General features: G+C 61.6%; 15 protein-coding genes. 11 read left to right on the top strand and 4 right to left on the bottom strand.

Annotated features, from left to right (window positions below; translation table 11 throughout):
- Positions 1-11: 11 nt before the first annotated feature.
- A complete protein-coding gene (locus DDF78_RS10675) occupies positions 12-695 on the bottom strand; it encodes an alpha/beta hydrolase (protein WP_152581636.1) in 684 nt (227 codons plus the stop codon).
- Positions 696-1,041: 346 nt separating this feature from the next.
- Here DDF78_RS10675 and DDF78_RS10670 point away from each other — a divergent pair, with 346 nt between their 5' ends.
- From DDF78_RS10670 to DDF78_RS10655, 4 genes are all read left to right on the top strand, one after another.
- Positions 1,042-1,758 carry a TetR/AcrR family transcriptional regulator gene (locus tag DDF78_RS10670; RefSeq protein ID WP_152581637.1) on the top strand — a complete coding sequence of 239 codons (717 nt, stop codon included), beginning with the start codon at positions 1,042-1,044 and terminating at the stop codon, positions 1,756-1,758.
- Positions 1,759-1,915: 157 nt separating this feature from the next.
- The gene (locus DDF78_RS10665; protein WP_152581638.1) at positions 1,916-3,460 is read left to right on the top strand and encodes an MFS transporter; all 1,545 of its coding nucleotides are present in this window, start codon (positions 1,916-1,918) and stop codon (positions 3,458-3,460) included.
- Positions 3,460-4,956, top strand: a complete 1,497-nt coding sequence (locus tag DDF78_RS10660; RefSeq protein WP_152581639.1) for a CapA family protein — start codon at positions 3,460-3,462, stop codon at positions 4,954-4,956. The genes DDF78_RS10665 and DDF78_RS10660 overlap by 1 nt, the downstream gene beginning before the upstream one ends.
- Positions 4,957-5,137: 181 nt before the next feature.
- Positions 5,138-6,529, top strand: a complete 1,392-nt coding sequence (locus tag DDF78_RS10655; protein ID WP_202613275.1) for a cation:dicarboxylate symporter family transporter — start codon at positions 5,138-5,140, stop codon at positions 6,527-6,529.
- 87 nt (positions 6,530-6,616) lie between these two features.
- Here the strand turns inward: DDF78_RS10655 and DDF78_RS10650 are convergent, their stop codons facing one another.
- Positions 6,617-7,663 (bottom strand): CobW family GTP-binding protein, encoded by a 1,047-nt coding sequence (locus DDF78_RS10650; RefSeq protein ID WP_152581640.1) that lies wholly within the window; start codon positions 7,661-7,663, stop codon positions 6,617-6,619.
- A gap of 219 nt (positions 7,664-7,882) precedes the next feature.
- On the opposite strand from DDF78_RS10650, the gene DDF78_RS10645 reads away from it, so the two are divergent.
- The 4 genes from DDF78_RS10645 (at position 7,883) to leuS (ending at position 13,846) form a co-directional block, all read left to right on the top strand.
- Entirely contained in the window at positions 7,883-8,728 is an 846-nt protein-coding gene (locus DDF78_RS10645) for a histidine phosphatase family protein (protein WP_152581641.1), read from the top strand.
- Positions 8,729-8,930: 202 nt separating this feature from the next.
- Positions 8,931-9,884 (top strand): magnesium transporter CorA family protein, encoded by a 954-nt coding sequence (locus tag DDF78_RS10640; RefSeq protein WP_152581642.1) that lies wholly within the window; start codon positions 8,931-8,933, stop codon positions 9,882-9,884.
- Between the two features lie 97 nt (positions 9,885-9,981).
- Complete coding sequence (locus tag DDF78_RS10635) at positions 9,982-10,827, top strand: transporter substrate-binding domain-containing protein (protein WP_152581643.1); 846 nt, start codon at positions 9,982-9,984, stop codon at positions 10,825-10,827.
- 49 nt (positions 10,828-10,876) lie between these two features.
- Positions 10,877-13,846 (top strand): leucine--tRNA ligase, encoded by a 2,970-nt coding sequence (gene leuS / locus DDF78_RS10630; RefSeq protein WP_152581644.1) that lies wholly within the window; start codon positions 10,877-10,879, stop codon positions 13,844-13,846.
- 213 nt (positions 13,847-14,059) lie between these two features.
- Here leuS and DDF78_RS10625 read toward each other — a convergent pair whose 3' ends face one another.
- Both DDF78_RS10625 and DDF78_RS10620 read right to left on the bottom strand, forming a co-directional pair.
- Positions 14,060-14,914 carry a diacylglycerol/lipid kinase family protein gene (locus tag DDF78_RS10625; RefSeq protein ID WP_152581645.1) on the bottom strand — a complete coding sequence of 285 codons (855 nt, stop codon included), beginning with the start codon at positions 14,912-14,914 and terminating at the stop codon, positions 14,060-14,062.
- Positions 14,911-15,447 carry a phosphatase PAP2 family protein gene (locus DDF78_RS10620; protein ID WP_152581646.1) on the bottom strand — a complete coding sequence of 179 codons (537 nt, stop codon included), beginning with the start codon at positions 15,445-15,447 and terminating at the stop codon, positions 14,911-14,913. The genes DDF78_RS10625 and DDF78_RS10620 overlap by 4 nt, the downstream gene beginning before the upstream one ends.
- A gap of 233 nt (positions 15,448-15,680) precedes the next feature.
- Between DDF78_RS10620 and DDF78_RS10615 the strand changes: the two genes are divergently transcribed.
- Genes DDF78_RS10615 through holA form a run of 3 tightly spaced genes read left to right on the top strand, consistent with a single transcriptional unit; the run spans position 15,681 to position 19,578 of the window.
- Positions 15,681-16,733, top strand: coding sequence for a ComEA family DNA-binding protein (locus DDF78_RS10615; RefSeq protein ID WP_152581647.1), 1,053 nt, complete (start codon positions 15,681-15,683; stop codon positions 16,731-16,733).
- 32 nt (positions 16,734-16,765) lie between these two features.
- Positions 16,766-18,550 (top strand): ComEC/Rec2 family competence protein, encoded by a 1,785-nt coding sequence (locus DDF78_RS10610; protein WP_162000816.1) that lies wholly within the window; start codon positions 16,766-16,768, stop codon positions 18,548-18,550.
- Between the two features lie 47 nt (positions 18,551-18,597).
- Entirely contained in the window at positions 18,598-19,578 is a 981-nt protein-coding gene (gene holA / locus DDF78_RS10605; protein WP_152581649.1) for a DNA polymerase III subunit delta, read from the top strand.
- Positions 19,579-19,669 lie beyond the last annotated feature (91 nt).

Genomic DNA, 19,669 nt, shown 5'->3' with positions numbered 1-19,669 from the left:
TCTCACCCAACTCAGCAGTACCCGGCAGGCCCCCTATTCTCCCCGCGAAAAAACAGCACCCCGACACGCCTACAGACGCAAAGCCAAACCCCAAACACAACCAACACGTTTGTTCCTATAACCCGCAAGAGCATCATGGCGGGGATGGTGACGGCGCGCGCCTCCTCCATGATGGTTTGTGGTACGAAGCTTCCGGCGAATAGCGTGACGGCACCTACTCGCGGCTCCACGGCAGCGATGCGGATGCCGATGGCGGTCACCCCGCCCGAAAAGCCGACGGGCCCGGCAAACTCAGGAAGAGCCAGAAGATTGTCGAGCAGACCCTGCCATTCCGGAACCGCGTGCTCGACCAGCGGCAGCACGAGGTCATCAATGACCTGGGCGGGCACTGGTTCACCGCGGCGGATAGCGTGCTGGAGATCGACACGGGCGCGATCGACTTCCGGCAGATGTGGACGAGTCCCGCTGCCGGGCAGCTCGAGGGTTACACAGGCGAGTCCTGCATGGGCGGCGCGGCGTGCCCGGCCGGCCAGCCGTGGCAGCATCCGATTCAGATCGCCGGGATGGCCCAAGAGGACGAGCGGGACGGGTTTGACGGTATCTGGGGGCATCCATAAGGAGCCAGGGATGTCAGCAAAGGTGAATTCGCGGTGGATAACGCCATCATCAAGACGGTGTTCAGAAGTGATATGCACGGTTCGTGCCTTTCAGGAGTGCGTATGGGGCGCTCCCGGGCAATTATCGCCCGTCCGTGTCTCCCTGAAGGAGCACCCAGTACATGTTGGTCACGGGTACCACCTCCTCAATCGTCGTCACGGCAGAACCTCATTGTACGTCCCGAATCGGCCGAGACGCGCGAGGGCTGTGGCTGCACGCTGCAACGCCGTGGCGATGAACTCTGGATTTGCTGACCTATTAGCCGGAGCGTCTTGCAGAAGGACTGAATGGCAGCCTGATTGTCGAAATAGGCATCGAGCGAGGTTACATGGCGGAAACCAAACCGACTCGTTTGTCGTAATACATAAAACGTAACGTAACGTTATGTTTTCCAATACCGTTATTTCTCAAACCAAACCGCCAGGCTTTGAGAACGCGCCTTCAGCTCCACGAACGCCGACAGCACCGACGGCGACTTTCTCTCGTTCGCATGAGTCCCCTGCAGATTCGCCATCATCCCAGCAAGGCCAGCAGGGGAGAGGCGCTGACGAGCATCTCACCCAGCGCATCCTCAAGGCCACTGTCTCGCTCGTTACGCAGACCGGATATGAGGGACTGCGCATGGAGGCCGTCGCGCGCCTGGCACAATGCGGAAAGCCGGCGATCTACCGCAGGTACGCCAATAAAGCCGAGCTGGTAGCGGCTGCCGTGCTTTCGGTGGTCGAACCCAGCGATGCGCCTGACACCGGCAGCGTGGAAGGCGATTTGCTTGAACATATCATGGCTACGCAGCACAACTCCGCGCTCCTGACGAGAGCCGATCCGGACGCGATTGGGCTCACGGCCGCTTTCGAGCCGGCTGTCTTCGAATTGCTGTGGGAGCGACTGTTCAAGCAGCGGCACCAACGTGGCATGGCGCTGATTATGCGCGGGGTCGAACGTGGGCAGATTACGCCAGATGTGGACGCCGATGCATTGGTCGATGTGCTTGCCGGCTTCACGCTGTATCGCCAGACCGTCAAGCATATCGACATCAACGAACAGCAATACCGTGAAATCATCGCGGCGATTGTCGCCCAGCCTCCTTTGAAAGCCGCATAGCAATCCCAGCAATCCCTGTGCCTTACATGCGCCCAGGGATGCAGGTTCTGCGCATATTCCTTCCTTCCCATAGGGCCACGTCATCGTTCAGCACAGCACACGATGCGGAGCCGTCATGCAATATTTCCCCAGTTACACCTATTGAAAGGTCATTCGGATGAGCAGTTCCTCGACACGCAAATCCAGCGGCGCAGCACTGAGTGGCGCGCTTGGCTTCCTCGTATTCAACGAGCTGGCCAGCGGCTTCACGCAAGGGTTCTACACGCCGCTTATCCCCGGCATCGCCCATGTGCTGAATGTGGGCGATGCCGCCATCACATGGTTCCTCACTGCGCAATCGCTTGCGGCTGCCGTCTGCGTGCCGCTGCTCTCACGGCTGGGCGACATGTTCGGCCACCGCCGCATGCTGCGCATCGCGATACTCGTAGTAGTAGTCGGGTCGGTGATTGTCGCGCTCCTGCCGAATTTCCCGCTCGTGCTCGTAGCGCGCGTCTTGCAGGGGCCTATCGCCGTATGGCTTCCGCTCGAAGTGGCGATCATCCACGGACGGGCATCTGGCGAGACTGCGCGCACAGGCATTGGACTTCTCGTTGCCTGTCTGACAGGCGGGGCGATTGTCGGCACCGTTGCCTCGGGGCTGATCAACGCGCACTCATCCTCGCTGATGGTCACGCTGGCTGTTCCGGTGCTGGTTCAGGCCATCGCCGTCTACGCCGTGTTTGTGAAGATCCCCGAGTCACCTGTTCGCACTCCCGGACATATTGACACTCCAGGCTTCCTGGGGCTTGCCCTTATCATGCTGGCGTTGCTGGGCGGACTGACCTTGGTCGGCATGAACGGAGTCTCTCCCGTCGAATCCATTGGTGTGCTTGTGGCTGCCCTCGCTGCGGGTGCAGTATGGGTGCTCTGGGAGCTGCGGACTTCCTCGCCGGCCATTGACATTCGGTTGCTGGCGTCGCGTCGCGCTGCACCCATTCATATCACTGGATTCATGCTCGGCATGGTGATGTTTGGATCTCAGCCGCCGCTAACCACATTCCTGAGTGCCGACCCGCAGCGTACCGGATACGGTTTCGCTGCCAGTTCGTCCAAGATTTCGATGGTTATCGCGGCAATCACCTTGCTTGCAACCCTGGGGTCCACGTTGGTGGCGCGCATTGCAAAATTGACCAGCATGCGATGGTCGCTGATGATGGCGACAGTGCTGGCTGTGGTATCAAATGCCTTCATCGCCTTTGCTCATTCGAATATGTGGCAGGTGTGGACGTATGCGGTGGTTATGGGATTCGCGATGGGCTTGCTCATGGGAGGTCTGCCCGCGCTGCTCGCTGAGCGAACACCAGAAGGCCAGACCGGAGGCTCGGTCGGCGTGTATAACTCCCTGCGTGCGTTGGGCGGCTCTGCTGGCGGAGCGCTGTTCGGCGCCGTGCTTGGTGCACTGACCCCGGTCGGCAGCAAGACGGCCGGGGTTCAAGGCTATCTGGTCATGTGGGTGCTATGCGCTGCAGCGTTCCTGATCGGTGCCATAGGGCTGATGGTGCTGAGAAGAACATCGGCGGAGAACACCGCCGCGCCTGCTGAGCACACTGATACGAGCATCGAGCGGGAAACCGTCGTGCTCGCTGCAGACTTCACGCAAGACCCGGTTCAGTTCGAAGCCGTACATGATGGTTCATTCGAAGACAACAAGGAAGGGCAATAATGACAGATTCGCACACAGCGCAGCAGTCGGTGTCTCCAACGACAAGCGCCTCCGCACAGCATCCGCTCGGCAGCCTCGGCGAGGACTGGCGCGAGGCGGCAATCCCGGACGGCTACCGTGTGGCGCTGACCGGTGACATCATCATCGCGCAGCCAGTCAGCCGCATGATTCAGCGCCGATCGCCAGACTTGGCCGATTTGTTGAAACGCGCCGATCTGACCGTCGGCAACTATGAGGGCAGCATCATCGACCTGAATGATTTCGATGGGTATCCGGCCGCGCTGTCGGGGTTTAGCTGGCTCACCGCGCCGCCGCAGGTCGCCCCCGATCTTGCGCGGCTCGGATTCGACATGCTTTCACGCGCCAATAATCACGCCACTGATTGGGGCGTTGCAGGGCTTGCCAGTACCGACCGGCATCTGCGCGAGGCGGGGCTGGCCATCGCCGGCACCGGATCCGATCTCGCCGGGGCGCGCACTCCCGCGCTGTTCGACGGGGTTCAGGCGAGAGCTGGCCTGGTGTCGTTCGCCACGACCTTCGAAGCCGATTCACCGGCTGCCGACCCGCTCGGCCAGACTGCCGGACGACCTGGGGTCAGCCCGCTGCACCTCTCCCGCGTAGTGATGGTCAGCAAGCGCAAGCTGGCGGTGCTCCGTGCGATCAGGGACGAGCAGCCGCCGCAATCCGTGCCGGATGTGCTGCGGCAGATCGACGAACGACTTGGCGTAGTCACCCTGTTCGGCCAGCGTTATGTGGCATTGCCCGACTCGGGGTCGCCCTCGGACGGGCCGATGTCGAGTCAGACGGAGACGGGCGAGCGCACTGTGGTGACATACCAGCCAGACAAGGCTGACATTGCAGGCATCATGCGCGGCGTGAGACAGGCCAAGCAGACTACGGATTTCACCGTAGTCGTCTCGCACACCCACGAACCGGACAACTGGACCACCGAAACCCCTGCGTTTCTGCGTTCGATCGCGCGCAAGGCGTTCAGCGAGGGAGCCGATGTGTTCATGACCGCCGGACCGCACCAATTGCGCGGCATCGAAATCATCGATGGCAAACCCGCATTCTATTCGCTTGGCAATTTCTGCTTCATGGACAATACCCAGGCGGTTTGCGTCCGAGACGAATGGGAGCGACCGCTGTGGCGTTTGGCGCCTGTTGCGGTTCCGCGCTTCGAAACGTCCACCGAGGCCGAGTTCTTTGAGTGGAAGCGCGCGGTCGGAGCCTTCGGCGAGAAGATCTGGTTCGAAAGCGTCGTGCCGCTGATCACCTATGCTTCGAACGGGCGTATCCGTACCATCGAACTGCATCCGATCGAACTGGGGTACGTGGGGCGTGACGCTGACCGAGGCATACCTTCGCTGCTGACGCTGTCGCAGTCGTTGGACATTCTTGAACGGCTGCGGCAATTGTCCGAGCCGTTGGGAACGGATATCGTCATCGACGATCAGCGGGGCATCGGCGTCATCCGGATCGCGGCGGACGAGTAAACGGAGGAGAGAAAATGCGAACAGCATGGCCCGAGGGGCCATGCTTCGCCATCCCCTCGTTACAAAGCGGTTACATGGTGTTGCCGAACTGGTAATACCGAATTGCTTTCATGTTTTTGACTGAAATATTACATTCAGGGCACCCAATCGAATATTTCAGACAGAGCAGAGGAGAAGCATAGTGGGAAAGAAAACCAAATCGTCAGAAGGGCTCTTTGTCGAAGGCAAAGACAAACCGCTTGAAATAAAAAAACCAATCTACAAGTCCTTGTTCTTCCAGATCATCCTGGCCATCGTCATCGGCATCACGATAGGTGCCGTCTGGCCTGATGCCGGATCCGCGCTCAAGCCGCTGGGCGACGGCTTCATCAAGCTCATCAAGATGGTCATCGCGCCGCTCATCTTCCTCGTCATCGTGACAGGCATATCCCATGTCGGCGATGCGAAGGCGGTCGGTCGCGTAGGCACCAAGGCGCTCGTCTATTTCCTGTCCGCTTCGGTGTTCGCGCTGCTCTTCGGTCTGCTCGTGGGCAATATCGTGAAACCCGGCGCGGGATTGAACATCGATCCTTCGACGCTTGACCCGAATGCCATCGCCAAGAAGACGGCCGGTGGCGAGGCTCCGAGCGGAGCCGCAGGATTCATCCTCGATATCATCCCTGACAGCGTGGTAGGCGCCTTCGCCAACAACACGCTGCTGCAGGTGTTGTTCTTCGCCATCTTCGTTGGCGTCGCCGTCGTTGCCATCGGTCAGGAGCGCTGCAAGCCCGTTCTGGACGTATTCGACTCCTTCCTCGAGATCGTCTTCAAGATCATGGGCTGGATCATGCGCGTCGCGCCGCTTGGAGCCTTGGGCGCCATGGCGTACATCATCGGGCAGTACGGCCTCAAGACGCTCGGCACCTATGCGGTGCTCATTGCTTCCTGCTACGGGGCGGCGGTCATATTCATCGCGCTGCTGTTCGTCATCGCGTGGCTCTTCGCCCGAGTCCCGCTGGGGCAGTTCATCAAGTACGCACGTCCTGAATTCGCCCTTGCTCTCGGCACCGCGTCGACCGAGGCCGTTATGCCTCAGGTGATGGCCAAGCTCGAGAAATCCGGCAATCCGCGTTCGGTGACCGGCCTCGTCGTGCCGCTGGGCTATTCGTTCAACCTCGATGGCGCCGCGCTGTATCTCTCGATCTCGCTGCTGTTCCTGGCGCAGGCCTTCGGCGTCAACCTCACGTTCAGCCAGCAGCTCGCCGCGATGGGCGTCCTGATGCTCACCTCGAAGGGCATGGCCGGCGTCCCCGGCTCGTCCTTCCTCGCGCTGTCGGCCACGGCCACGGCGCTTGGCATCTTCCCGGTGGCCGGCGTCGCGCTGCTGCTTGGCGCTGACCGCATCATGGATTCCATGCGCGTGTCCGTCAATCTGCTCGGCAACTGCGTCGCGACCTTCGTCGTGTCCAACTGGGAGAAGGTGCTCGACCATGATCAGATGCGGGCAACCTTCGCCTCGAAGGATGTCGATCTGGTGGAGATCGACGCCGAAGAAGACAAGGTGCCTGCAGCGGTTCAGCCGGCTGTGGCATGAGTCTGAGGTTCAGCTAAGAAGCTAATGCAGTTGGGGTGGCGAGTCATATGGCTCGCCACCCCAACTGCATTGTGTGCGTGGGGGCTGCTACTGGCTCAGCCGCATATAGCGGTGCACATGCCGCAGCCCCATCGCATCGGACCGGTCGGCTGGCGCGCGCAGCAGCGCATCGAACCGGCGGCGCGCCTCTTCGACATCCATGTGCATGCCAAGGGCGACGAGTTCGCCAGGGTCGGCGGGGCTTGCCATGGACGCGATATGAATCGAGCGCCCGACGAGATTGACCACATACCCGGCCTCGCCATTCGCCTTGCGCGGCTCGCGCACGGTCACGCGCCCTTTCATGCGGTACGCCCCGGCCGGAGGGTTTTCCAGCAGCTCGACAAGCGCCGAAGGGCTTATCGGTCCGGTCAGCTCCTGCGATACGGCATGCGCGTGATGATGCTCGTGCGTTTCGGGTTCAGATGCGCTGTCGCGGATGAGCTGCGCGATGGGCAGCTCATCCGCCGGGTCTTCGCTCGAAGCCACGTCGAACACGAGATCCGGGTCGATGCGCCCGCGGTCTGCGATGACGAACTGGGCGTCGGGATTGCGCATGCGGACGCGCTGTTCGATGCGCGCGATGGTCGCTGTGCGCTGCGATTCGGCCAGCAGGTCGGTTTTGGTGATGACGATGAGATTCGTGGCGGCGTATCTGGCGGGCGGCTCGTCGGATGTATCGACCGAACGGAAATGCTCGACGGCGTCAATCAGCTCGACGATGCCGCCGGGGCGGATATGCGGGGCGCTGCTGAAATGGATGAGGCGGGCCAAGGCGATCGGATCGGCGATGCCGCTGGCCTCGATGATGATCGCGTCGAGCCGCAGCTTCGGCCGAGAAAGGCTTTTCAGCGCGTCATCCAGTCCGCCGCCGTCAGGCATGCAGCACAGGCACCCGCCGGAGATCGAAGCGGCCTCGTCCACCTGCCCGGTGACCAGCGCCGCGTCGACGTTGATTGCGCCGAAGTCATTGATGACGACGCCGACGCGCGCGCCCGGCCTGCGCAGCAGATGGTTGAGCAGCGTCGTCTTGCCGGCGCCCAAGTAGCCGGTCAGGGTGATAACGGGAACTTTCCATGTATTGATATGGGTCAATGAGTTTCCTCCTCACATATATGATAATCGTTCTCGATAGATATGTGCGGAATTCCGCTCTTCGCTGGGCGGCAATGACCGCGCTGCTACGCACGTGTGATGCTTGACGACACTTGGCAGTGCCTGCCGCTGCTGGCTGGTGCTTTCGCTACTATAAGGGCTGGCAATACTGATATAGGGCAATATTGATACGCAAAGCGAAGAGACAAGGACAGGCCTGTGATTGATGAAGTGGTGCTGGTGCGGCATGGACGCACATCGTTCAACCTGGCGCGTCGCATGCAGGGGCAGATCGATGTGCCGCTGGACATCATCGGCCAATGGCAGGTCGATCAGAGTGCTTTGGAGCTGGCCAGAAGCTATTACTGGGCCAAGATCTCCGGGGTCGCGCGCAATCCCGAAACGCTGCCGCAGCCGGGGCCGGACGCCATCGCGCACAGCGATATCGAGGAGTACCGCGAGGCTCCCGCAGCCCGGCGCACCATGCGCGTGGTAGCCTCCGACCTGTTCCGCGCTCGGCAGACGGCGCACGCCTTCGCCGATATTCTCGGTCTGCCGGTGACATACGACCAGCGGATGCGCGAACGCAGCTTCGGGCGCTGGGAGGGGCTGACCCGCGAGGAGATTAGGCAGATGGATGCCGACGCCTACGACGAGTGGAAGGCGAACCAATCAGGGGGAGGGCGCTACGGCGTCGAGTCGCTGGAAGCGCTTGGCCATCGCGGCGCCGATGCCGTCAGCGACCTGATCGGTCAGGAAAGCGGTCAAGCCACTCCGAGCACCCTGATGATCGTGGGCCACGGATCCTGGATTCTTGCGACCATCCACACTCTGCTCGGCGAGGATCCGGAGTCCTCCACGAGCCTCGACTCCGTGCGCAACGCCTTCTGGTCGCGCATGACGCCGCAATACGGCGATTATGGCGATTTCGGCGGGCATGCCGGCCAGCCTGCGTGGAAGCTTGAGGAGTTCAACCACGGGCCTGCCATCGCCTCGCATATGGACTGGGAGAATGGCCCGGCCGAGTTGCACGGGCCGCATATGCCGATGTGGCAGGTGCTCTGAACAGACGTTGCGGGTACAAGCGCCAAGCGACTCGCCATGCTCCGGGAATGGGTCTATCCTTGATACGGTTTGTGCGGGGCGCTGCATGCGGCAGACGGCGCAGCTCGCAGCCAGCAACATGTGACAAGAGCGGCATAGCAATGCCATAGCATGGCAGTGCCAGACCGAGTGCCATACCACGAATGGAAGGCGGGTGAAAGACATGTTGAGAATGTTCAACACCATCAACGGCAGAGTGGAGCAGGTCGGGGAAATCGAAGGCGGGGCCTGGTTGTGTCTTTCCGAGCCTACCGATGTGGAGCTGGCGACGGTCGCGCAGCAGACTGGCATCGATCTGGCCGATCTGCGGGCCCCGCTCGATGACGAGGAGCGCTCGCGCGTCGACGTCGAGGATGATTACACGATGATCATTGTGGATATCCCCACGGTCGAGGAGCGTGGCGGGCGCGACTGGTACGAGACCATCCCGTTGTCGATTATCATCACGCAGAACCTGATTCTCACCGTGTGCATGCAGGATACGCCGGTGCTGCACCCTTTCATGGAGGGGCGCATCCGCGGGTTCAACACGTATATGAAGTCCCGATTCATCCTGCAGATCCTGTACCGCAACGCGACGATGTACCTGCGCTACCTGCGCATCATCGACCGCGAAAGCGACCGGCTTGAGCTGCGGCTGCGCCATTCCATGCAGAACCGCGAGATTCTCATGCTGCTCGAACTGAGCAAGACCTTGGTCTATTTCACCACGAGCCTTAAATCGAACGAGATCGTGATGGAGAAGCTCAACTCGCTCGCGCGCTTCAAGCAGTACCCGGAGGACGAGGATCTGCTTGACGACGTCATCACCGAGAACAAGCAGGCCATCGAGATGGCCAACATCTACAGCGGGGTTCTGGCCAACATGACGGACGCCTTCGCCTCGATCGTCTCGAACAATCTGAACAACGTCATGCGCATCTTCACCATCATCTCGATCACGTTGTCCATCCCGACGCTGATCTTCTCGATGTACGGCATGAACTTCCAGGACGGCGGCATGCTTGGCATGCCACTGACATCCAACCGGTGGGGCTTTGTGATCGTCATTGGGGTTTCGATAGCGCTTTCCATCGTGGTGACGTGGTTCCTGACACGGTCCAAATTGTTTAAATAGTAAAAATAGGCGCGGTACGGCTGCACGAACAACAGGTTGAACAGAGGAACACGAATCGGGTACGAAAACCACGGACTTCAGTAAGGCGGTGAGCGGTATGGCATGCGGGCGTCGGCGGCTGCAATGGCATTTCAGGCGGATGCTCTGCGCGGCGCTCGCCGTAATGCTGTCGGCGGCTGCGGCCGGCTGCGGAGCTGCTGCCGGGGCTGCGGGCGAGCCGGACGGCCCGACCATCTCGATTGGCGTGGCCCTCGACGAGCCCGGTGTCGGCTGGCTGCATGACGGCGAATACTCCGGATTCGACGTTACGGTGGCACGTTATGTGGCCCAGGCGCTGGGCTATGCGCGCAAGCAGGTGAACTTCACGCAGATCAGGCCCGTCGACGCTTCCGCGGCGCTGCACAGCGGCGAGGCGCAGATGCTGGTCACCAGCATGCCAATGGACGGGACGCAGCCGAAGGATGTGCAGGGCAGCCGCCCCTATCTGCTCACTCAGCAGGACCTGCTGGTGCGCACGGGGGATAGACCTGCGATAGCCGCTCCTGCGGATCTCAACGGCAAGATCGTGTGCTCGGCGCGGGGCAGCGGCGCGGGGGCGCGGCTGAGGGAGAAAGCCCCCGGCGTCATCATCCGCGAACGGGAGAGCTACCAGCAGTGCGTGACCGCGCTGCTGGTTGGCGAGGCGGACGCGGTCAGCGCGGATGACGCGGTGCTTTCCGGACTGGCCTTCTCCACAGGCAAAGGTTATCTCACGCTTGTCGGGCAGCCCTTGGGAACCGTGCTGCGCAGCGTTCAGGTCAAGGCCGGAGAAGACGAATTGATGAGCAAAATCAACGCGGTGCTCGACACGATGCGCAAGGACGGCAGCCTTGCCCGCGCGCTTGACGCGATGCGGGATGCCACGGGGTATCGCGGGGGCAGCGTGCCCGAAATACAGCGATAGGGCACGCTTGCGCAGGTCGTGTCCAGTTGCGCCACAATAATCCTTGTTTATGAGTCTCAATACGAAGAATGAAGCGACCTTGGGCGAACCCGACGAGCCGGCGTATCGCTACAACGCGCAACTGGCGCAAAACATCGAAGAGAAATGGCAGCAGATCTGGGATGAGCGCGGGACCTTCTGGGCCGCGAACGCCTCCGGAGACCTCAAGGACGCGCAAGGCCGGAACGCTGAGGGACGGCCTTCCTACTTCGCGATGGACATGTTCCCCTATCCTTCGGGCAAGGGCCTGCACGTCGGCCACCCGCTGGGTTACCTTGCCACTGACGTGGTCAGCCGCTATCACCGTATGAAGGGCGAGAACGTCCTGCACGCCATGGGCTATGACGCTTTCGGCCTGCCGGCCGAGCAGTACGCCGTGCAGACCGGTCAGCACCCGCGCGTCACCACCGAGGCGAATATCGCCAACATGCGCCGGCAGCTGCACCGCATGGGCCTGAGCTTCGACAATCGCCGCAGCTTCGCCACCATCGACCCTGGGTATATGCGCTGGACGCAGTGGATCTTCTCGCGCATCTACGACGCTTGGTATGACCCTGAATTCGTGCGTCCGGACGGCGGCACCGGCTCGGCGCGGCCGATTGCGACGCTGATCGAGCAGTTCGAGTCTGGCGCCCGCCCGGTTCCCGGGCATGAAGGCGCTTCGTGGGCTTCGTTGAGCGCGGTCGAGCAGGCCGAGGTGCTCAACGATTTCCGGCTCGCCTATATTTCTAAGTCGCCGGTCAACTGGTGCCCGGGACTCGGCACCGTGCTGGCCAACGAGGAGGTCACCGCCGAAGGCCGCTCCGAGCGCGGCAATTTCCCCGTGTTCCAGCGTGAGCTGCGCCAGTGGTCGATGCGCATCACCGCGTACGGACATCGGCTTATCGCGGATCTTGACGTCATCGACTGGCCTGAGAAGGTCAGGCTCATGCAGCGCAACTGGATTGGCGAATCGCACGGCGCATCCGTGCACTTCGCGGTCGAGGCACCAGACGGAACGCAGGACATGGAGGTCTACACGACCCGTCCTGACACCCTGTTTGGCACCACCTTCGCCGTGGTTTCGCCCGAGCATGAGCTGCTCCATCATGTGCCGAATGCCTGGCCCGAAGGCATTCCCGAGTCCTGGAAGGGCGGCTACGCCACGCCGGGCGAGGCCGTGGACGCCTACCGCACCGCAGCGCAGGGCAAAACCGCCAAGGACCGTGCGGATGAGGCCGGCGAGAAGACCGGTCTGTTCACGGGCCTGTATGCCGTCAACCCGATCACCGGGGACAAGCTGCCGCTGTTCACTGCGGATTACGTGCTTATGGACTACGGCACCGGCGCGATCATGGCCGTGCCGGGCGGCGACCAGCGCGATTACGATTTCGCTACGGCGTACGGTCTGCCGGTCATCTACACCGTGCGGCCGCTGGACGATTCCGGCGACGAGCTGGCGAATTACGAAGGCAAGGCACCGTTCGTTTCGCACGATGGCATCGTCATCAATTCCTCCGTTGACGCTACGCAGGCGAAGGGCGATGCGCTGAGCCTCGATGGCTTGCGCGTTGACGAGGCAATCGCCAAGGTCAACGAATGGCTGGAAGCGGCCGGGGCGGGCAAGGTCGAGACAAGCTATCGCCTGCGCGACTGGCTCTTCTCGCGCCAGCGCTACTGGGGCGAGCCCTTCCCGATCGTCTACGACGAGGACGGCACGGCGCACTTGGTGCCGGACGACCAGCTGCCGATCAACCTGCCCGAAGTGCCGGACTACAGCCCCAAGACCTTCGATCCCGAAGACGCGCAGTCCAACCCCGAAGCGCCATTGAGCCGCAACGAGGAATGGATCAAGGTCACGCTCGATCTGGGCGACGGGCCGAAGACCTACTACCGCGACACGAATACCATGCCGAACTGGGCCGGCTCCTGCTGGTACTACATGCGCTATCTCGACCCGAACGACACCGAGCATATGGTCGACAAGGGCGAATACGACTACTGGATCGGGCCGGACCACAATGGATACTCCGGGCATTCCGGCGGCGTGGACCTCTACGTCGGTGGCGTCGAGCACGCGGTGCTGCATCTGCTCTACTCGCGCTTCTGGCACAAGGTGCTCTACGATCTGGGCTTCGTGGACTCGCCCGAACCCTTCCACAAGCTCTTCAACCAGGGCATGATCCAGGCCTACGCCTACACCGACGAGCGCGGGCAGTACGTGCCGGCCAACGAAGTCGAAGAGGGGCCGCTTGACGCCCAGGGCGAGGCCACCTACACCTGGCATGGGCAGCGGGTCAACCGCGAGTTCGGCAAGATGGGCAAGAGCCTGAAGAACATCACGACGCCCGACTTCATGTACGAGAACTACGGTGCCGACACCTTCCGGCTCTACGAGATGAGCATGGGCCCGCTTGACGAGTCGCGCCCGTGGAACACGCGCAACGTCGTCGGCGGCATGCGCTTCCTGCAGCGCCTGTGGCGCAACGTCGTGGACGAGAGCACCGGCGAGCTGACGGTTTCGGACGATGCGCCCGACCTGCCCACGCTCAAGCTGCTCAACAACACCATCGCCGCAGTGAGCAAGGAGATGGAGGCGATGCGCCCGAACACCTCCATCGCCAAGCTCATCGTGCTCAACAACCACCTCACGTCGCTGGCTTCGGTGCCGCGCGCCGCCGTGGAGCCGCTGATCCTCATGCTCGCGCCCATCGCGCCGCATATCTGCGAGGAGCTGTGGAACCGTCTGGGGCACGCCGAATCGCTGGCGCATGAGCCGTGGCCCAAGGCCGACGAACGCTATGTGGGCCAGGACACCGTCACCGCGGTCGTGCAGATCAAGGGCAAGGTGCGCGCCAAGCTCGAAGTCAGCCCCGACATCGACCCGGCCGAGCTCGAAGCGAAGGCGCTGGCTGCGATCGAATCTCGCCTGGGCGGTAAGAAGCCGCGCAAGGTGATCGTCAAGGCTCCGAAGATCGTTTCGGTGGTACCTGCGGAGTAGCGGTCTGTTTGACGCTGGGATGACGCCAGGATGACGCTAGGGAGGCCCGGAGGCAGCAATGCTTCCGGGCCTTCTTTTTTGGTGGCTTGTGGCGACTTAGTGTCTTAATGGCTTAACGACTTAGCGTCGTCCCAGCATGGGTGCGGCAGACGAAAGTCGTAAGTATATCTAGCCGGGCTGTGCCTGTCTGATTTGTGTTTAGCCGAGCCGTGTCTAGCCGAGTATGGTGAGCGCCTTCGGCTGTATGACATAGCGCAGCGGTGACTTGAGTTTTGAAACTTCGCCATCATGCGAGACCGAGAGTGCAGCCCGGCCAGTTTTGATGGTGACTGCTGTGGGGAAGAACTCCTCGAACTCATCGAGTTGCTTGTATCGACCGATGAGCGCAAAAAGAGCGATTTTGAGAAGCGTGAGGCGGGACTGGGTTTTAGTGGCATAGACGGTGAGAACGCCTTCGTCGAGACGGGTGCGATTGGTGCCGACTGCGGTGTCCAGCTCGTAGCGATTATTGCCGACGAAGATGAACGGAGTCGCAAACGTCTCGTTGCCAATGGTGACGCGGTACGTCTTGAAGCTGACGAATGCCCGCCAGGATGCGACGATGGCTGCCGACCATTTGCCGAGAGCCGATTCGAGCTGCTCCCGGCTGCGCAATGAGGTGGGGTAGAGCCCGATACTGGAATTATTGATGAAGGGCGTGTCATTGACCTTGGCGATGTCGATGGCGCGCGGGGAGAGCGTGGCGAGACGCGCGAGCGCCTCATCGATGTCCTGGGGAATGTCGAGGTCCTTGGTGAAGTGATTGAGCGTGCCTCCCGGCAGGGGGATCAGGGTCGCCTTGGTGCCGGCGACGAGCCCGGCAACAGCGCTCACAGTGCCATCTCCTCCGATGGCGGCGATGGTTTTGCCCGCTGCGATGAAAGGCGCGAGCTGGCGTTCAAAGCCGTCGCCGATCGCTACGAATTCGTCGATGGTGATATTGGCGTTCTCGCATTTCTCGCGTAGTTCCTTTCGAGGGATTGCCGAGCCGGATTCGGGATTGTCTACAAGCACTATATGCATGTTCATGTCAGTGGCCTTAGAACGAAGATGACAATACAGAGTGCGACCGCACCGAGCAGCCAGCCCGCGATGACGTCGCTCGGGAAGTGTGCGCCGAGGTATATGCGGGAGATGCCGATGAGGGCGATGAGGAACAGCAAGAGCACAACCGCTATGGTGCTGTAGGGTTGCGGGAGCAGATGCCAGGCGAGATAGGCGAGGAGCCCATAGGCGATGGTGGAACCGCTCGTGTGCCCGCTCGGGAAGCTGTTGGTATCAAAGAGCAGATGCGCCGCATAGGCAGTGTTGGGCCGTGCGCGGGCGACAATGAGCTTGATGATGGACCCTACGCCAAGCGTCAGCCAGACGAATGCGCCTGAGTACGCGAGGCGAAGGTTCGCGTGGAAATACCCCCAGCCGGCGATGACAGCGCCGACAGTCATCGTGGCAACAGGGGAGCCCAGCGCAGTGACAGCGAGGAAAAAGGGGTGGAGCGACGCAGGCAGCTCGACAACATGCCGCGTAACCGCGGTATCGAACTGCGTGACGAGGTGCCTCATAGCCTTTCATTATAATTGGCTTGCGCAATAAGCCGTAGCTTTGCTGCGTGATAACGCCGACAGCGTCATGGGGAACGCGAGGCAAGGCTCGACGGGTTATGGTTTAACGCCATCCGTAGGCGATATGGCTGCTTTACGGCTCGACATGCCCGAGAATGTGGATAACTCGAAGCGTTCGACCACAGTGGTCGTTTCCGCTGGAATGTGTGGGAGAAACGCTTTAGACATGGAGTATGAGCGTCTTGGCATCATCGATCGCAGCCGACTCGACTGTGGCTGCACTACGTGGACCCGAAAGCGGCAAGCATCGGGGCCGCGCATTCACGCGCAACGATGCCAGTGGGCAGAGCGGGGCTTCGCAGGCTGTGCATCGTCTTGCCGGTCTAACAACCAGTGGTGGTGCTGGCCCGCAGGAAGCATGGCTTGCGCGCCCCAACCAAACAGACCAGCAGCGCCATCAGCAGGAACATACACAGGAACATACAGATCTGCCACCGATTCGGGTGGCGAATCGCGCTGCGCACAAGCAGCATCCGCCGTCGCCGCCTAGTGATGATACCTGGGGCAATGACGATCCGAGCGATGCTGATTGGAACGATGATGATTCGATCGATGCTGGTTGGGGCGGTGATGGTTCAGGCGGCGAGAAGCCGGAGCTGCCCGTAACACATCGGGAATTCGAATCGGTGCAATCTGGACGGGAGTCCTTTGGCGAAAGCCGTATCCTTGCCAGCCGTGAACGACGGGATATGCCACGTTTAGTAGCCAAGCCGTGGTACGCGGTCGCGGTCATGCTCATTCTCGTCACAGCGCTCTGCGCCAGCATGACTATGCTGATTCGGCAATCGATGAACTATCATGCCGCCACAGCACAGCAGACGAATGCTACCTCATCTTCGCGCTATGGGAACGCCGCCGATAGAGACGCGATGCAGCCCAAGCATTCCGATGCCTCGCAAGGCGCTTCATCAGTGCAGCCGTCAGCGCCGCAATCTACTGGCGAACCGTCAGCCAGCGCAGCAGTGCCTTCCGCGTTGCCTTCCACAGTGCCTTCTGCCTCGCCAAGCACCAATTCGAACGCAGGAGGCTCAGGCCTCATCAATCTCAATACGGCCACTGTGCAGGAACTTGATACGCTTGCCGGGGTCGGCCCGGTCACCGCGCAGCGTATTCTCGACCATCGCCAGCGCATCGGTCGTTTCACCAGCGTCGACCAGTTGCTTGATATCAGCGGTATCGGCCCCAAGACCTTGGAGAAGCTGCGCTCGCAGGTGACCGTATCATGACAGCCGCAAGAATATATCGCAACGAGAGTCTTTTGTTCAGGGAACAGGGCAGCCGCGACTGGCGCATGCTTCCGGCGGCGATTGCGGTGTGGATGTCATGCCTGCTCACGTGGTGGGTATTCGATGTGGCGCTGGCGATAGACAGCTCAGTTGGCTCAGTTGATTCAGGCGGGCAAGCCGAGCAGGACACGGCATACGGACTGGGAGCGTTCGCCTATGGCATGGCCGATGGCGCGTCGCTGCCACTGCGCATGGCGGTGGTCGGGGGAGTCATCGTTGCCATCGTGGCGATAGCGGCCGTGACCGTTATGCGACGGCCAATGATGCGCGGTGCATGGCGTATGACGGGTATGCTGCTGGCATGCCTTGCGCTGCTGGGCGCGACATCGACGTGGTGCAGTGCGTATATCGCTTGGCGCGACCCCGCGATGGCGCAGGCCAGAGCGAGCCCAGGACAGCGTATCGCGCGTATGCGCATCAAAACCCCGGCTCGCACCGCTGATATTCGCCAAGCCGACTGCCAGGCCGATGCGACGCTGTCGATGATTGGCGATGGCCGTGTCATGCAGTCAAGCTCGCATGCCATTCGCGTGTTCGCGTCGGGTGCAGATTGCAGACATATTGTGCACGGCGCGACCGTGCAGGTTTTTGGCCGTCTGGAACCGTCCCGGTTCGGCAAGATGAGCCTGTGGATGATGTGCCGCAGCGAAGCATCCGTGACGATGATTCGTGCGCCGAATCCCGCGCAGTCAGTCATCAACAAGCTGCAGGAGCGATTCCTTGCCGTCACCGAAGGACTGTCCGATCAAGGGCGCGTTCTGGTCCCCGGGCTGACCATCGGATTGCTCGGGCAGGAGCATGTCGTTGCATCAGGGCACGAGGCGGTGGACGCGACCTATGCCGGATTGCTGGAAGATCGTTTTGCCCGTTCGGGCATCATGCATCTGATGGCCGTGTCGGGCGGGCATTTCGTGCTGGTCGGAGCACTGGTTCGTCGCCTCGCAGCATACGCGCATGCTCCGCGCTGGGCTACTGCTGCACTGATGTCCGGAGCGTTCCTGCTGCTTGCCGCGCTGGTCTATCCATCCGATTCGGTGGTGCGGGCGCTTGTCATGGGCTTGCTGGGCGCGGCGGCATTGCTCGTCGGTAGGCGGTCGCAGGCGTTGAGCGCCTTGTGCTGGACAGTGGCGGCGGTGCTGATTGTCAGCCCTACGATGGCGCGCAGCTACGGGTTCGCTCTGTCGTGCACCTCTGTGCTGGGCATTGTGCTGTTTGCCAAAGGCTTGGCAGAGCGCTTGCGAGCGCTGCTGCCTGGAAGCATGGCCGACGCTATGGCGGTGACGATTGCCGCCCAGCTGCTGACGCTGCCAATTCAGGTCATGATGGAGCCGCAACTGCCATTGCTCAGCGTGCCGGCGAATCTCATCGTCAGCCCGGTGGTCGGCATCGCCACCATGCTGGGACTCGCCTCGCTTATCGTTGCAGCATGCAGCGCTGAGCTGTCATTCGCGCTTGCCTGGGTGGCAAGCATCGCGACTGCAATCATGGAGCGTTGCGCGCAATGGCTGGGAGGCAGCTCGTGGGTGGTGCTGCCGTGGGCCGAAGGCTGGCAGGGCGCGCTGCTCATAGCCGCAGGTGAAGCGATGATTGCTGCGGCTATCGTCGTGCTGCAGCGGCGTCGACGACGGCGCAGCGTGAGCGCTGGCGAGCCGGGGACACCGTATCAGCGGCGCTGGCTTGACCCTATTGTGCTGTGGGTGCAGCAGCTTCCCGAGGCCTTCGACGGCGGTGGGCATGGTACGTTTCGCGGCTCGTGACAGCGGTTCGCTCATTTCTTGTCCAGCGATGCAGCGAGATTGAAAGCATGGCAAGAACACCGGCGGCACCCGCGCCCTTCACCATCGTGATGGGCGGCGACTCCTATCTCAATGAGCAGACCGTGCGTGACTTGCGCGACCGCGCGCAGCGCCATGATCCCGCCGCGGAACTCATCGAGCTGGAAGCAGGGGAGAGCGACCAGTATGCGTTCGATGAGGCAGTGAGTCCCTCGCTGCTCAGTGACAGCGCGATTGTGCTGATACGCGATATGCAGAATGCTGACGAAAGGCTTGGCGAGGCCATGGTCGCCTACTGCCGTGGCACGCATGCGGATGAACCGTCTGCGGGCATCGTCATCGCACAGCATGAAGGCGGCGTGAAAGCCAAACGCTTGGTCGATCAGCTGGTCAAGGCGGGCGCGAAGCAGGAGAAGGTCCCTGATCTTAAGCGTCCGGAGGCCAAGATCAACTTCGTCATGCAGCGTTTCGAACGTGAGCATCGCAGAGTCGACCCTATGGCGGCCCAGCAGCTTGTGTCGGTTCTCGGCGACAAGACCGGGGAGCTGGCGGCGATGTGCTCGCAGCTGTGCTTCGATTTCGATGACGACCCGATAGGGCTGGACCGAGTCAACCAGTACCTGACCGCCAATCTGCAGGTCACGGGATTCGCCGTCGCCGATGCGGCCGTGGAAGGGCGCACTGCCGAGGCGATCATGTCGATGCGCGCCGCCCTGCAGCAGGGCACCGATCCCATTGCGCTGATCGGCGCGCTCGCCATGAAGCTGCGCACCATCGCCAAGGCTTCGGCAGTGCGTTCGGGAACAATATCGCGAGCAGAGACGAAAACGAATCCGTGGGTGCTGAACAACGCGATGCGCCAGCTTTCAGGCTGGACCTCGCCCGGGCTTGGCGCGTGCATACGGATGCTGGCCTGGGCCGATGAGCAGGGCAAAAGCAGCGGCGGGGACCCGGTGTATGCTCTCGAACGGTCGATTGAAGTCATCAGCAGCAAAGGACGTGGCCTGTGAGTATCGATGAAACGAACGGCAACGCGAACAACGATACGAACGACAACGATACGAACAGCACGGATAGCACGAACAGCACGGGCTGCGGCGA

It is taken from the genome of Bifidobacterium tibiigranuli, from assembly GCF_009371885.1.
Lineage (GTDB): Bacteria > Actinomycetota > Actinomycetes > Actinomycetales > Bifidobacteriaceae > Bifidobacterium > Bifidobacterium tibiigranuli.
Note: the sequence above shows the minus strand (reverse complement) of the source record. Positions and strands in the feature narration are given on the sequence as shown.